General features: G+C 69.7%; 15 protein-coding genes. 9 read left to right on the top strand and 6 right to left on the bottom strand.

From position 1 onward, the window contains the following. Positions 1 to 68 precede the first annotated feature (68 nt). Together BKN37_RS00710 and BKN37_RS00705 are read left to right on the top strand one after the other, a co-directional pair. A complete protein-coding gene (locus BKN37_RS00710) occupies positions 69 to 1,202 on the top strand; it encodes a cellulase family glycosylhydrolase (protein ID WP_071019653.1) in 1,134 nt (377 codons plus the stop codon). 15 nt (positions 1,203 to 1,217) lie between these two features. Continuing rightward, positions 1,218 to 1,991, top strand: coding sequence for an SDR family oxidoreductase (locus tag BKN37_RS00705; protein ID WP_071019894.1), 774 nt, complete (start codon positions 1,218 to 1,220; stop codon positions 1,989 to 1,991). Here BKN37_RS00705 and BKN37_RS00700 read toward each other — a convergent pair. After that, complete coding sequence (locus BKN37_RS00700; protein WP_071019650.1) at positions 1,988 to 2,875, bottom strand: alpha/beta hydrolase; 888 nt, start codon at positions 2,873 to 2,875, stop codon at positions 1,988 to 1,990. The two genes, BKN37_RS00705 and BKN37_RS00700, sit on opposite strands and share 4 nt — an antisense overlap. A gap of 47 nt (positions 2,876 to 2,922) precedes the next feature. Between BKN37_RS00700 and BKN37_RS00695 the strand changes: the two genes are divergently transcribed. Both BKN37_RS00695 and BKN37_RS00690 read left to right on the top strand, forming a co-directional pair. Beyond that, complete coding sequence (locus tag BKN37_RS00695; RefSeq protein ID WP_071019647.1) at positions 2,923 to 4,719, top strand: acyl-CoA dehydrogenase; 1,797 nt, start codon at positions 2,923 to 2,925, stop codon at positions 4,717 to 4,719. Positions 4,720 to 4,781: 62 nt separating this feature from the next. Next, a complete protein-coding gene (locus BKN37_RS00690) occupies positions 4,782 to 5,429 on the top strand; it encodes an SDR family NAD(P)-dependent oxidoreductase (RefSeq protein WP_165618278.1) in 648 nt (215 codons plus the stop codon). A 9-nt stretch (positions 5,430 to 5,438) separates the two neighbouring features. Here the strand turns inward: BKN37_RS00690 and BKN37_RS00685 are convergent, their stop codons facing one another. The 3 genes from BKN37_RS00685 to BKN37_RS00675 form a co-directional block, all read right to left on the bottom strand. Then, on the bottom strand, positions 5,439 to 6,245 hold the full coding sequence (locus BKN37_RS00685; RefSeq protein WP_071019640.1) for a thioesterase family protein: 807 nt from the start codon (positions 6,243 to 6,245) through the stop codon (positions 5,439 to 5,441). 20 nt (positions 6,246 to 6,265) lie between these two features. After that, positions 6,266 to 7,084, bottom strand: a complete 819-nt coding sequence (locus BKN37_RS00680; RefSeq protein WP_071019891.1) for an SMP-30/gluconolactonase/LRE family protein — start codon at positions 7,082 to 7,084, stop codon at positions 6,266 to 6,268. A 75-nt stretch (positions 7,085 to 7,159) separates the two neighbouring features. Then, entirely contained in the window at positions 7,160 to 7,633 is a 474-nt protein-coding gene (locus BKN37_RS00675) for an SRPBCC family protein (protein ID WP_071019636.1), read from the bottom strand. Between the two features lie 118 nt (positions 7,634 to 7,751). On the opposite strand from BKN37_RS00675, the gene BKN37_RS00670 reads away from it, so the two are divergent. Further along, positions 7,752 to 8,633: an acyl-CoA thioesterase gene (locus BKN37_RS00670; protein WP_071019886.1), complete on the top strand. Its 882-nt coding sequence runs from the start codon at positions 7,752 to 7,754 to the stop codon at positions 8,631 to 8,633. A gap of 12 nt (positions 8,634 to 8,645) precedes the next feature. Then, complete coding sequence (locus tag BKN37_RS00665) at positions 8,646 to 9,782, top strand: acyl-CoA dehydrogenase family protein (RefSeq protein ID WP_071019633.1); 1,137 nt, start codon at positions 8,646 to 8,648, stop codon at positions 9,780 to 9,782. 3 nt (positions 9,783 to 9,785) lie between these two features. Here the strand turns inward: BKN37_RS00665 and BKN37_RS00660 are convergent, their stop codons facing one another. After that, the gene (locus BKN37_RS00660; protein ID WP_071019629.1) at positions 9,786 to 10,346 is read right to left on the bottom strand and encodes a TetR/AcrR family transcriptional regulator; all 561 of its coding nucleotides are present in this window, start codon (positions 10,344 to 10,346) and stop codon (positions 9,786 to 9,788) included. 74 nt (positions 10,347 to 10,420) lie between these two features. Then, positions 10,421 to 11,554 carry a phosphotransferase gene (locus BKN37_RS00655; RefSeq protein ID WP_071019626.1) on the bottom strand — a complete coding sequence of 378 codons (1,134 nt, stop codon included), beginning with the start codon at positions 11,552 to 11,554 and terminating at the stop codon, positions 10,421 to 10,423. Positions 11,555 to 11,670: 116 nt separating this feature from the next. Between BKN37_RS00655 and BKN37_RS00650 the strand changes: the two genes are divergently transcribed. The 3 genes from BKN37_RS00650 (at position 11,671) to BKN37_RS00640 (ending at position 14,278) form a co-directional block, all read left to right on the top strand. Beyond that, positions 11,671 to 12,864, top strand: a complete 1,194-nt coding sequence (locus tag BKN37_RS00650) for a CaiB/BaiF CoA transferase family protein (RefSeq protein WP_071019623.1) — start codon at positions 11,671 to 11,673, stop codon at positions 12,862 to 12,864. A 122-nt stretch (positions 12,865 to 12,986) separates the two neighbouring features. Beyond that, positions 12,987 to 13,559 carry a hypothetical protein gene (locus BKN37_RS00645; protein WP_071019618.1) on the top strand — a complete coding sequence of 191 codons (573 nt, stop codon included), beginning with the start codon at positions 12,987 to 12,989 and terminating at the stop codon, positions 13,557 to 13,559. Positions 13,560 to 13,573: 14 nt separating this feature from the next. Next, positions 13,574 to 14,278: an NIPSNAP family protein gene (locus BKN37_RS00640; protein WP_071019614.1), complete on the top strand. Its 705-nt coding sequence runs from the start codon at positions 13,574 to 13,576 to the stop codon at positions 14,276 to 14,278. Position 14,279: the final 1 nt, after the last annotated feature.

Below are 14,279 nucleotides of genomic sequence, written 5' to 3'. Positions count from 1 at the left end.
GACCGAAACTGTGGCGACGCGGCACGCAGATACCGGGGACAGTGACCCGGGCAAATTACCGTCAGTACGTGAACCGTCGAATGGCCCTGAAACTACCGCTGCTGCTGGCGGCCGGCACCGCGTTGACCCACGTACCGCGTGCCGCTGCCGAACAACCCACCCGGTGGTCACCGGACCGCGCCAACCGCTGGTATCAAGCGCAGGGTCAGCTCGTCGGCGCGAACTTCATCACCTCCACCGCGATCAACCAGCTGGAGATGTTTCAGACCGGCACCTACGACCCGCGACGCATCGATACCGAGTTGGGCTGGGCCCGGTTTCACGGGCTGAACACGGTGCGGGTCTTCCTGCACGATCAGCTCTGGGCCCAGGACTCGCGGAGCTTTCAGCTGCGGCTGGCGCAATTCGTCGGCATCGCCGCGCGGCACCGCATCAAGCCGCTGTTCGTGTTCTTTGACTCCTGCTGGGATCCGCACCCCAGGGCCGGGCGCCAGCGCGCACCCAAGCCGGGGGTGCACAACTCCGGGTGGGTGCAAAGCCCCGGCGCCGAACGCCTCGCCGACCCCCGCTACCGACCCACCCTGCAGGCCTACGTCACCGGGGTACTGACCCAATTCCGCAACGACGATCGGGTGCTGGGCTGGGACCTGTGGAACGAGCCCGACAACCCGGCGAAGGTGTACGGCAGCCTGGAGCCCAGCGACAAACTGGACCGGGTCGCCGACCTGTTGCCCCAGGTATTCGGGTGGGCCCGTTCGGTCGACCCCAGCCAGCCGCTGACCAGTGGGGTGTGGCAAGGGGACTGGGATGCGGGCAGCCGCAGCACCATCGCCGGCATCCAACTCGACAACTCCGACGTGGTTACCTTCCACAGCTACGACGGACCGTCGGGCTTCGAGAACCGCATTGGGGAGTTGGCCTCGCTGGGGCGGCCGATCATGTGCACCGAATACATGGCGCGCCCCCAGGGCAGCACGGTGGAAAAGATCCTGCCGATTGCGCAGCGGCACAACGTCGGTGCGTTCAACTGGGGTCTGGTCGCCGGGAAGACCCAGACCTACTTCCCGTGGGATTCCTGGGATCACCCCTACACCACCATCCCGAAGGTGTGGTTCCACGACCTGCTGCGACCCGACGGGCATGCCTTTCAGGACACCGAAAGCCAAACCATCCGTGCGCTGACCGGGGTGCGCCCGGCGTAGCGCACACTGATGACCATGACTGACCTATTCGGACTGCCGGGAAAGGTCGCCGTGGTCACCGGCGGCGGCCGCGGCATCGGCTTGATGATGGCGCGGGGACTGCTGCAGGCCGGCGCGACGGTGTACCTGTCCAGCCGCAAAGAGGCCGAACTCGACGCCGCGGTCAGCGAGCTGGCGACGCACGGACCGGTGTACGCGATCCCGGCCGATCTCGGCACCGCCGACGGTGTCGCCGCGCTGGCCGCGGGACTGGCCGAGCGGGAGAACGCGATTCACGCGCTGTTCAACAACGCCGGGGCGACCTGGGGGGCGCCGTTCGCCGAGTTCCCCGAGTCCGGCATCGACAAGGTGCTCGACGTCAACGTCAAAGGCGTGCTGCTGTTGACGCAGGCGCTGACGCCGATGCTGCGGGCCGGCGCGACCGCCGACGATCCGGCCCGGGTGATCAACACCGGCAGCGTCGACGGGCTGCGGGCGCCGGCCAAGGGCATGAACAACTTCTCCTACAGCGCCAGTAAGGCCGCCGTGCACATGCTGACCCGGCACCTGGCCGGCGAACTCGCCCCGGAGATCCTGGTCAACGCGATCGCGCCGGGTTTGTTCGCCTCCAAGATGACCAAACACCTGCTGACCGCCGGGGACGATGTGGTGGGCGCTGGGTTGCCGCTCGGCCGGATCGGCAGCCCCGACGACATGGCCGGCATCGCCGTCTTCCTGGCCAGCCGGGCCAGCAGCTACATCACCGGCGCGGTGATCCCGGTCGACGGCGGCGTGAGCACCATCCGCTAAGCCCGTAAATGCTTGTTCAGGAAGGCGATCTGGTCGGCGACGACGCGCTCGAACGCCTCGCCGACGTAGATGTCGAAGTGGCCGTCCGGGTAGAGCTTGATCTCGCCGCGCGGCGCTCGGGCGGCGTGGCGCCGGGTGGGCCCGGCCGGGGCCACCGAGTCGGCGGCGCACACACAGAACAAGATCGGGCAGCTAACCTGCGCGGCCAACCGGCCCGGTCGGTAGGGCAGCAGTTTCAGGGCGAACCGGGCGGCCACCGCATTGGGCACGCCACCGCCCTCGGGCTGCAACGCCAGGTAGCCGGGGTAGGCGTCCGGGGTGGTCATCAGCGCGACCTCGCCGGGTCTGCCGGCCACCGGCACCATCACCGGGGACCAGCCGAGTCGGGCCGCGACCACATCCCGGAGCGCGAGCGTCATGATGCGCGCCATGACGCCGGGTTTGATCACCAGTGACGAGGCGATCCCGTCGGTGAACGGGCATTGGGAGACCACCGCCGCGATTCCCGGCACCCGGGCCGCGGTCGCGATCACATGCCCGCCCGCGAACGAGGTGCCCCACAACGCGATCCGGTCAGGGTCGACACCGGCCACGGTGCGGGCGTAGCCGACGGCGGCCGCCCAGTCGGCGAGCTGCTTGTTGTTGTCGAGGACCTGACGCGGCTGGCCCTCGCTGTCGCCGAAGTTGCGGTAGTCGAACACCAGGCAGGCGTAGCCGGCCGCGCAGAATCGTTCGGCGTAGGCATCCAGCCGCATGGTGCGCACCCCGCCCAGGCCGTGCGCCATCACCAGCAGCGGTGCGTCGCCGTCGCCGTCGGGCCGATACAACCAGGCGCTAATCCGGTCGTTACCGGAGGTGAACTGGACGTCCTCGCGAGGAGCCATGGCACAAAGGTATTACGCTCCGAGGCAGGTCCGCGGGAAGGAGGTCGATGAAATCCGACCTGCTATCCCGGCGCGACCTGGATTTCTTGTTGTTCGAATGGTTGCGGGTCGACGAGCTGACCCAGCGGGCGCGGTTCGTCGAACACTCCCGGGAAACCTTCGCCGACGTCCTGGACCTGTTCGAGCAGCTGGCCACCCGGTACTTCGCGCCGCACAACAAGAAGAGCGACGCGTGCGAGCCCAGCTTCGACGGCACGTCGGTCACCGTCATCGGCGAGGTCAAGGAGGCGTTGGACGCGGTCGCCCGGGCCGGTGTGCTCGGCATGACGATGGACTACGAGCTGGGCGGCGCCCAGCTGCCGGTGACCGTCGGGCAGGCCGGCACCGCCTGGCTGTCGGCCGCCAATGTCAGCACCGCCGGCTACCTGATGCTGACGGCGGGCAATGCGAATCTGTTGGCCACCTTCGGCGCCCCCGACCAGATCGACGCCTACGTCCGGCCGATGCTGGCCGGCCGGTTCTCCGGGACGATGTGTCTGTCGGAAACCCAGGCGGGTTCCTCGTTGGCCGACATCACCACCCGCGCCGAGCCCCGCCCGGACGGCAGCTACCGGCTGTTCGGGTCGAAGATGTGGATCTCCGGCGGCGACCACGAACTCACCGACAACATCGTGCATCTGGTGCTGGCCAAGATCCCGGGCGGCCCGCCGGGCACCAAGGGGATCTCGCTGTTCATCGTGCCGAAATTCCTGGTCGGGCCGGACGGGTCGCTCGGCGAGCGCAACGACGTGGTGCTGGCCGGGCTCAACCACAAGATGGGATTCCGGGGCATCACCAACACCGTGCTGAACTTCGGGGAGGGCGGATTCCGGCCGGGCGGTGAACCCGGCGCGGTCGGCTACCTGGTCGGCGAACCGCACCGCGGCCTGACCTACATGTTCCACATGATGAACGAGGCCCGGCTGGGCGTGGGGATGGGCGCGGTGGCGCTCGGCTACACCGGCTACCTCAAGTCACTGGAGTATGCCCGGCAACGCCCCCAAGGCCGCCCGGTCACCGCCAAGGATGCCTCGACCGGTCAGGTGCCGATTATCGACCACCCCGACGTGAAGCGAATGTTGTTGGCGCAGAAGGCCTACGTCGAAGGCGCGCTGGCGCTGCTGCTGTACTGTGCCCGGCTGGTCGACGTGCAACACAGCCCGACCAGCGATGAGGAGCGGGACTCCGCGGCGTCGCTGCTGGACATTTTGACTCCGGTCGCCAAAAGCTGGCCGTCACAGTGGTGCCTGGTGGCCAACGACCTGGCCATCCAGGTGCACGGCGGGTACGGCTATACCCGCGAATACGACGTCGAGCAGCACTACCGGGACAACCGGCTCAACCCTATCCACGAGGGCACCCACGGGATTCAAAGCCTCGACTTGTTGGGCCGCAAGGTGGTTCAGCGTGGCGGCGCCAATCTGGCGGCGCTGGGCGCGGCGATCGCGGCCACCGTGTCGTCGGCCACCGCGATCGGCGGCGACCCGGCGCAGCTGGCCGCCCAGCTGGACACCTCCTGGCAGCGGCTGGTCGAGGTGACCGCGGCGATGTTCTCCTCGGGGGATATCGAGGCCGCACTCGCCAACAGCGTGATCTATCTGGAGGCATTCGGCCACCACGTCATCGCGTGGATGTGGCTGGAACAGCTGCTCGCCGCCCACGGCAAGGCCGGGGATTTCTACGACGGCAAACGCCAGGCCGCTCGCTTCTTCTTCGGGTATGAATTGCCGAAGACCGCACCGCAGCTGGACCTGCTGGCTCGGCTGGATCGGACCACGCTGGAGATGCACACCGGCTGGTTTTGACCCGGGCGGAACCGGACCACCTGAGGCTTTACAAAACTGCGCCGAAGTGTCACGCTGTTGCGGTGCCGCGCTCACGCTCGTTCGTGGCGGCGTCCGCCGGTGCGGTCGCCGCTCCCGCCCACGGTGGACGCGCCGTGGTGATCACCGAGGCGTCGTCGTCGATCGGCCGGGCGACCGCGGCTCGGGTGGCCCGGGGCGGCGATCTGGTCGTGCTGGGCAGCAGCGGTGACAGATGCGAGCGGTTCGCCGCCGGGCTGCGGGCGCGCGGCGCCGCGGTGTTCGCCGCGCCGCTGGATCTGGCCGACCCCGCCTCCATCGATCGGTTCGTTGACGCCGCGCACTATCTGGTCGGGCAGATCGACGTCATGGTCACCGACGTCACCCCGTTGGTGGCGACGGCCGGACCCTGCGCGATCGGCGCCCAGCACCTGGCGACCCGACTCGTTCCGCCGATGCTCGAGCGCGGGTCCGGCGATGTGGTGCTGGTCAGCGCGACGCCGCTGGCCCGAACCGGTCAACGGCACCTCGAGGCCTGGCTGGCGGGGCTCGACGCCGAGTTCGTCGGAACCGGGGTGCGGGTGTCGATCGTCCGGACGGCCCCGGCCGGCGGCCCCCTGGCGCCCGGCGCCGTGGGCCACTACGTCGCCGCGCTGCTGGAGCCGACGCGGCGCAGCCACCTGCGCGTCGTCGAGGTCATCCCGCCGCGGTAGCGACCCCGGTCAGCCGCGGCGGCGCACCAGCACGGACTGCTGGATGGCGCCGATCGCCCCCGCCTCGTCGAACAGGGTGCCCACCGTGGTGCCGATACCGTCCGGGCCGTAATTGGTTTCGGCGCGGATCCCGATCCATTCGCCCCGCGGGACGCGGTGCACGTGCACCACCAGGTCGGTGTTGAGGAACGTCCACGCGCGGATATCCAGTTTGGTGCCAATGCCGTTGGCGTCGTCGGCGACGGCGAACAGCCGCTGCAACGGTGTCATCGTCTCGCCGTGGACCAGATCCACCGTCGGGGTGATCCACGATTCCCCCGGACCGTCGGTCAGCGGTTCGGTCAGCCACCGCCAATCCAGGCTGTGCACGTAGTTGCGGTCCCAATCCTTTTCCAGGTTGCGGCTGCGGGCTTCGCTGAGCGGGCGCAGCGGGGCGGCCGCCGCGTGCGTCACCTCGGTGGTGTCGAGCCGCTGCAAGCGCCAGCCGCTGGCCCGGGCGACGGGCCGGGGCGCGCCGTCGGGTCCCGGGGCCAGCATGTCGGCGGTCAGCAGCTCAATTTGCTTGCCGGGACGGACGAGTTCGGCGCGCACCCACAGGTCGCCCTCGGCCGGCACCGGCCCCAGCAGGTCGACGGCGACCCTGCTCAGCCGGGTGTCGTCGCGGGCCGCGCAGCGCTCCAACGCCCGCACCAGCAACGCCGAAACCGGTGCGGCGTGCTGAATCTGGGCTGACCAGGTGCTGCGTACCAGGTCGGTCGCGACGAACTTCTCGCCGATGCCGGTGTCCTCGAGGCGTTCGTAGTAGCAGTCGGTCATCGTCCACCTTTATCGGCGCATCAGGGCAGGCCCGCCCCGGGGATATCCACGGTCACGGTGTCCAGCCGGGAGTTTCGGGTCCCGGCGAGCCGCTGCGGGTAGGCGTCGGTGCTCGACAGCAGAAACAGCGTGCGCCGCTCCGGACCACCCAGGGCGCAGGCGATCGCCGCGCGGTCGCCGACGTCGATGCGGTGGGTCACCTCGCCGTCGGCGACGATGCGCTCGAACCGATGCGCCAGCGTCATCGACGTCCAGACGCCGCCGTCGGCGTCCAGGGCGATGCCGTCCGGTGGGCCGTCGAGTCCGTCGGCGAAGACCCGCCGGTCCGACAGGGCGCCGTCGGCGCCGATCGCGAACGCGGTCAGGCGCCGGCCGATCGATTCGGCGACGATCAGCCCGCGGCCGTCCGGGGTGATCGCCATCCCGTTGGGAAAGTCCAGGCCCTCGGCGACCACCGTCGCGGTGCCGTCGGGGTCGACGCGCACGATGACGCCGTCGGTGAACGCCTGCGCGCCGAGGTAGGCCCGGCCGCGGCGGTCGACCACCATATCGCCGAGGTCGGCCGGGACGCGGTCGGTCACGTCGGCGACGGTGGTGACGGTTTCCCCGTCGTAGCGCAACAGCTGGCGGGCCGCGGTGGAGGCGATCAGCAGCGAGCCGTCCGGCCGGAACCCCAAGCCGGACGGCACGTGCCCGAGCAGCGGCAGGGTGGTCATGGCGCCGCCCAGGGTGACGGTGTGCACCGCCTCGCCGAGCATGTCGGAGAACCACAGCAGCCCTTCGAACCAGCGCGGCCCCTCGCCGAAGCAGAAGCCGTCGGCCAGCGGGGTGGGGGACAGCAGCGTGCTACCCATCCACCACCCCCGCTCCGTTACAAAACATCATAAAAGTGTCACGTACGGGGGTGGGCGGTGTCAACGCGGCGCGTCCAGCTCGCGGGCGACCGCCGCGTGATAGGCGTCGATGTTGGCCGGGTTGACCACCCGGAAGAACGCGTCGGGCAGCGGTGCGTCTTTGTACGCCTCGATCGTCATGGTCCGGCTGAACAGGGTGACGTCGTGACCGGGCCGACTGAATTGGTACTGAATCGTCATGCGGCCCTCCAGTCCGCCGTTGCCGTCGCGGTCATGACCCAGCCGTCCCACCGAAGTGAACACCCATATCCGCGGACGCATCGCGATCGCCAACTGCCAGGTGAACACCCGCTCGCCGTCGGGTCCGGCCTCCTCCCAGACATCGCCGACCCGCAGCGGCACCTCCGGCAGCTTGCCGATATGGGCGCTGCCTGGATAGGTCTTGGTCCAGTTGTCCGGGTTGGTGACGAAGTCGTAGACCGTTTCGGCGGGGTGCGCGAATGCCGTCTCGGAGCTTGTCGTAACGATGCCCAACTGGGTTGCCCTTTCCGCCGTGGGTGGCCGACGGCTATAGACTTTACAGATTGGTTCAGTAATGTCACGCTGGCCAGTGGCAGGCCGTCGGCCGCCGGAGATGGAGGTGCACGCGAACATGACAACCGACGCCGATCAGACCCAGTGGTCGGTCACCGGCCTGCTCGACTTGTTCGACGTCGCACCCGACGGCGCCGACCGGTTCACCGGCGTCACCGGCCTGGCCGGCGACGACGAGCGGCAGGTGGTGGAAGGCACCCAGGTGCTCGCCCAGGCGATTGTCGCGGTGGCCAAACGGTTTCCGGACAAGTCGGTGCGCTCGGTGCACGCGGTGTTCGCCCGGGCGGTGATGGTCGGACCCCCGGTCGAACTCGCCATCGATGTGGTGCACGAGGGCCGTTCGACGGCCACCGCGGTGGTGACCGCGCAGCAAAACGGCCGACGCTGCATCAGCATGACGGTGCTGGCCGATGTCCCCACTGCCGACGTCATCCGCCACCACCAGCCGCGTCCCGCGGTGGCCGCCCCCGCCGAGGCCAACGCCTGCGAGATGCCGATGATCGGACGCGAAGTGCGGCTGGTGGATGTGGTCGACGTCAACAGCCCCGACGAGGTCGGGCCGCCGGAACTGTACGCCTGGCTGCGCTACCAGCCGATCCCGGCCCGCGACGAGCTGGCCAAGGCGCTCATCGCGTATTTCACCGGGCACCTGGGGATTTCGACGACGATGCGCGCCCACCCGGGCATCGGCACCAGCCAGGCGCACCTGACGGTGTCCACCGCGCCGATGACCATCACGGTCAGCTTCCACGAACCGGTGTCCTGGGACGGGTGGCTGCTGTACTCCCACGAAAGCACCCAGGTCGGCGCCGGCATGTCCTATGTGCGCGGCACCGTGCACACCGAGGCCGGGGAGCTGATCGCCTCCTTCGCCCAGGACGCCCTGATCCGGCCGCTGCGCACCAGCGACACCGCGATCGCCGCCCAGGCCCGGCTGTAAGGCTTGCGTTCGGTGGATTTTTCGCGGGTCACCCTCGACGACGCCGATGCGGCCTTCCGCGCGGAGCTGCGGGATTTCCTGCGCACCCAGGTGACCGACGAGGTGATCCGCCGGGACCGGGCGACCGGCGACAATTTCGACGAAGGGGTGCATTTGGCGCTGGGCGCCCGCGGCTACCTCGCCGATGATTGGCGGACCGAATCCGAAGGCGGCTTTTCCGCGGTGCGGCGGCGCATCTTCGAGCTGGAGATCGGTCGGGCCCACACCCCGTGGTTTCACTGGGGTACGACGGCGATGGTGGCGCGGACGGTGGCCCGGTTCGCGGCGCCGGAACTGGTGAACGAGGTGCTGCCGGGTGTGCTGTCCGGTGCGGTGCGACTGTGCTTGGGCTACACCGAACCCGAGGGCGGCTCGGATGTGGCGACGTGCAAAACCCGGGCGGTGCGCGACGGCGACGGCTGGATCATCAACGGCTCCAAGATGTTCACCTCGAACGCCCAGCACAGCCGCTACGTCTTCCTGCTCACCAACACCGACCCGGACGCGCCGAAACACCAGAGCCTGACCATGTTTCTGGTGCCGCTGGACTCGGCGGGCATCGAGATCCAGGGCATCCGCACCGTCGACGGGGATCGCACCAACATCGTCTACTACAGCGATGTGCGGGTCGCCGACCGGTACCGGATCGGCGCGGTCAACGGCGGCTGGTCCATCCTGCGTGAGGCGCTCGATGTGGAACACGGCACCGCCGAGCGGGCCGCCGACGGCCTGCAGAAGATCGCCACCATGACCGAACACGGCCTGCTGATGGCCGAGGCCGTCGACAAGATCGCGGCCGGCGCGGCCGACGCCGACCGGTCGGTGAAGTACCGGTTGGGTCACGGCATCGCCCGGATGGAGGCGGCACTGAGCACCGCGGGGATGTTCGGCCGCGTTGCGATCGCGCAGACGATGCGGGACATCGCACCGGAGCTGATGGACATTCTCGGCGCCGCGTCGAGCCTGCCCGCCGAGACCGACGGCGCGGCCGATGACGGCGGCGCCGAATACCTGTTTCGGCTGGCGTCACCGACCGGGATCTACGGCGGCACCCTGGAGGTGTTTCGCAACATGATCGCCCGGCACGCGCTTGGCCTCGCCCGGACCTAGGCGTCAGCCGTCCACGGCCTTCAGCCCCACCGCGTGCCGCAGCTGCGCCAGGAACTGGTCGTCGTCGTCGCTGCGCACCATGTAGTGCGACACCGCGAGCCGGATCGCCGTCGCGGCCTTGACCGCACCGTTGGGGCCCGGCAGCAGCCGCTGCAACCGTGACCGCATCACCGGAATCACCCGCGACAGTTGCTCGATCACCACTTCGGGCTCGATATCGACGAGGCGCACACCGGAATACGAGTGCTGATAGTCGACGATGAACCGCAGCGCCGCGTCGAGTTTTGCCGTGCCCCGCAGGCCGGCGGTGGCCCGGCCGATTCCGACGTCGAAGGTGCGGCGCTCAAACGCGCCGAACGCGGCAAGCAGATCCTCCTTGGAGGCGAACCAGCGGTACAGGGTCGGCCGGGAAACCCCGGCCTGCAGCGCCACCTCGGACAGGCTCAGTTTGGTCTGCCCGCTGCGGCTGAGCACCTCGGCGGTGGCCAGCAGAATCCGGTGCTTGGTTGACCCGTCGTCGTCGACGACGGCGGTGTCCGGCTCCGCGGTCGGTTGCTGATCCACTGCTCAAACCTTACAAATCGTGGTGAATGTGTCGTGCCGTTGTGGTGCCACTGTAGGCCCCGCGGCGCGCGGATTCACAGCGCTTGCTGCAGCCGCGCCACCGTGTCGAGGTCGCCCAGCGCCGCCACGGATCGTTGCAGTCCTTCCAAAGCGATGTTTTCGGCTTGCATTCCACCCAGACCGGCGGTGGCCAACGCCGCCACATAGGCATACGCCGCGGCCTGCCGGTAACGCTCCCACAACTGGCCGCGGTCGAGTTCGGGGCCGCCGGCGGCGACCAGCGCCGCCCGATAGGTGCCGACCAGCTCGCGTTCACTGGCCCGCCGCTCCGCCGTGGTCATACTGGTGATCAGGGTGTAGGCCAGGTCGCGGGCCGGATGGCCGCGGCGGACCGCCTGCCAATCCAGCAGGCCGGCCGCGCCGTCGCGGAAGTAGCAGTTGCCCGGGTGGGCATCACCGTGCAGCACGGTATGCGGCGGCGCGTCGATCAGCCGGGCCACCGCGGGATAGTGCTCGATGATGAACCGGCCGTCCTCGACCCCCGGACGATCGGCCAGCCGCCGCGCCGACCGGCGCAGCAGCGCGGGCACCAACGGCACGCTGGGATCGCCGGACCCGGAGTACAGCCAGCCCAGCGGCCCGCCGCCCCCGACGGCGGGCAGGCGTCCCCAAAAGGCGGCGTGCAGCCCGGCCAGCAGCTCCACCACCCGGCCGGCGTGGTCCGCGTCCAGCGGATGCACGGTGTCCGGAAACTCGCACGGCCCGGCCGCCAGATCCTCCAGCACCAGCACGAACCGGCCGGTCAGGGCGTCGAATGCGGAGCCGAACGCGCGCGGCACCCCGGTGAGCTGCGGCGCCAAATCGCGATAGAACCGCACCTCGGTCTCGGCCAGCCGACCCAACTCGCCGATCAGTCGGGTGCCCGCCGCTCCGGCCGACATTTTGATGAACACCGACGCCGGGACGCCCGCGCCGGTCAGCGCCACCCGGGCCCGGCTGGTCGTCCCGGCGGTGCCATCGAGCACCGTCACCGACGTCACCCGCCGTCCCAGGATCCCGGTGAGCGTGTCGGTGTCCAGGTCGGCGATGCGCCGCGGAAATGTCCGCACGCCGCGCAGCGCCGCGTCGGTGGTCACCCGCGCAATCCCGTGTCCCAGATGCGCTGCCAGCGCCAGCAACGGAGGCACCCGCCGTGCCGTGTGCGTCATCGCGCCGCCTTCCGTCACCGCCCTAGATTACAAATAGCACAGGAATTGTAAAGCTGCCGCACAAAACCGGGATGGCATGGTTGCCTGCTGAAACGAAGCGAGGCGGAAGGTGGACCATGGCCGGACCGATGGACGGTGTTCGTGTCGTCGAACTCGGCGTCTGGGTGGCGGCCCCGGCGGCGGGCGGAATCCTCGCCGACTGGGGCGCGGACGTCGTCAAGATCGAGCCGCCGACCGGGGATCCGGGGCGCACATTCGCCCGGATGCTGGGCGTCCAGGGCGACCTGAACCCGCCGTTTGAGATGGACAACCGCTCCAAACGCGGTGTGGTGCTGGACCTGACCACCGACGCGGACCGGGCGGTGGCGCGCGACCTGCTGCATGACGCCGACGTGTTCGTGACCAATGTGCGGCCCGGCGCCCTGCAGCGCCTCGGCCTGGACTACGCCACGGTGGCCGCCGACAACCCCGGGCTGGTCTACGGCCTGATCACCGGCTACGGCGAGACCGGACCCGACGCCGACCGGGCCGCCTTCGACGTGGCCGCGTTCTGGGCCCGCGCCGGGGTGGCGGAGCTGCTGACCCGGCCCGGCGATACGCCGCCGTTTCAGCGGGGCGGCATGGGCGATCACTCGGCAGCCATGACCCTGGTGGCAGCGATCGGGGCGGCGCTGTTCGCCCGGGCGCGGACCGGGGTCGGGCAGCTGGTCACCACCTCGCTGTATCGGCAGGGCGCCTACACGGTCAGCTTCGACCTCAACACCTTCTTGCTCACCGGTCACCCGATCGCGGTCGGGCAGCGCGAGTCGATGGGCAACCCGTGCATGAACAACTATGCGGCCGGCGACGGTCGGCGGTTCTGGATCGTCGGCCTGCAGGCCGCCCGGCACTGGCCGGCGCTGTGCCGGGCGGTGGACCGCCCGGACTGGCTGACCGACCCGCGTTATGCGAGCCCGGCCGACCGCGCCCGCAACGCGGCCACGCTGATCGCCGAGCTGGATGCGATCTTCGCGACCAAGCCGCTCGACGACTGGGCGGCGGTCTTTGCCGGGGAAGACGACTTCTTCTGGTCGCCGATCAACACCCTCGAAGATGTGCTGGCCGACGGTCAGTTCCACGCCGCCGGCGGTGTGGTGTATGTCCCCGACGGCGAGACGACGGTGCCGATGGTCGCCACCCCGGCGGACTTTCACGGCACGCCGTGCGCGCCCCGGTCGCGGGCACCGCGGCTCGGTGAGCACACCGAGCAGGTGCTGGCCGAGCTGCAGGCGCAGCGGGCCGCCCGGGCGAATCCAGACTTTACAGATTGACGTGAAACTGTCACGCTAGGTGCGTCGCGTCGGACGGCCGATCCAGCCCCCGCTCGGCCCAGGACGCCACCCCGCACCGGACCGCTGGCGTGCACCAGCCCCTCGACCGGAGGAATGACCCTGTGACCGCTCACGTTTTCGGTCTCGCCGACCTCACGCCCACACCGCAGCCGCGGACCAACGACGACAGCATCGGCTACCGCCTCGATGTGGTGGCGTCCAGCGTGGTCGAGGTGGTCGGTGCGGCGGGCGGCTGGTTGTATGACCGGCGCGCCGCCGGGTGGCAGGTCAACGTCTTCCTGCCCGGCACCGCGGATCGGCGACCGCTGCAGATCCTCGGGGTGGGCAGCTGGGCGCTGGACGACGCCTTCGCGTCGGGGCCGGTGAGCGGGCGCGCGCTGGCGGTCAGCGCGGCCCTGGTCGCCGGCGACGCACGCATCCGCGACATGGTCCGCGCCGCGCTGAACAACACCCGCGCCAGCGTCACCCTCTGGGGCGACGACTGGCCGGTGCCGGTGGACCGCACCATGCAGCCGGCCCACCACCGGCTCAGCGCCGCAGCCCGGGCATTCAAACAACACGCGCTCACCGCGGCGGGGGCCGCACACCGCGCGGTCGACCCGGCCGAGGCGTTCCTCAGCGACCTCACGCCGTGCCGCGCGGTCGATGCCGACCTCATCCCGCTGGCCCGGTGAGCGGGTCGCGATAGATGAAGAAGTACTACAGCCACACGCTGCTGTACCTACACGAGACGATCGACCTCGGCGGCGGACGCAGCGATCGGTTCACCCAAGCATTCGTCGACACCTACCAGCCGATGATGGAAGACCTCGGCGCCCGGCTGTTCGCGATGTGGGAAACCACGCCCTACAACGGGCACTGGCCGCAGGTCACGATCATCTGGGAGATCGACGGGTTCGCCGACTACGCCCGCATCGGCGCCGCGCAAACCCGCGGCGGCAGCCACCGGGCGGCCGCCGAGGCGTGGGCGTGCTTCCTCGCCGAGATCGCCGCGTCGGGGGAGGGGCGGATCATGTACCCGGGCCCGCACAACAAGACGCTGGCGCAGCTGCGGGACGCCGACTTCGACGCCACGGTGGTGATCCAAGAGATCATGCAAACCAAACCGGGCCGCCAAGACGACTACATCCGGGAGCTGGAACGGCTGTACGTGCCGTGGTCGGAGCGCACCGGGAAACGCTGGCTCGGGTCCTTCACCACCACGTTCCGCTACAACGAGGTCATCCACTATTGGGCGCTGGACGGCGGCTGGGCGGGGTTCGCCGAGCACTATCCGTCCTGGAAAGACCACCCGCCGGCCGAGATCGTCACCTGGATGAGCGTGGCGCCGGCGCTGCGCGACGGCTGGGAGGATTCCATCCTGCACGCCCTGACCCCCTCCCCGCTGCAGTGAG

Origin of the sequence: Mycobacterium talmoniae, assembly GCF_001854525.1 — a bacterium.
GTDB lineage: Bacteria > Actinomycetota > Actinomycetes > Mycobacteriales > Mycobacteriaceae > Mycobacterium > Mycobacterium talmoniae.
This window is presented reverse-complemented; position numbering and strand designations above follow the sequence as displayed.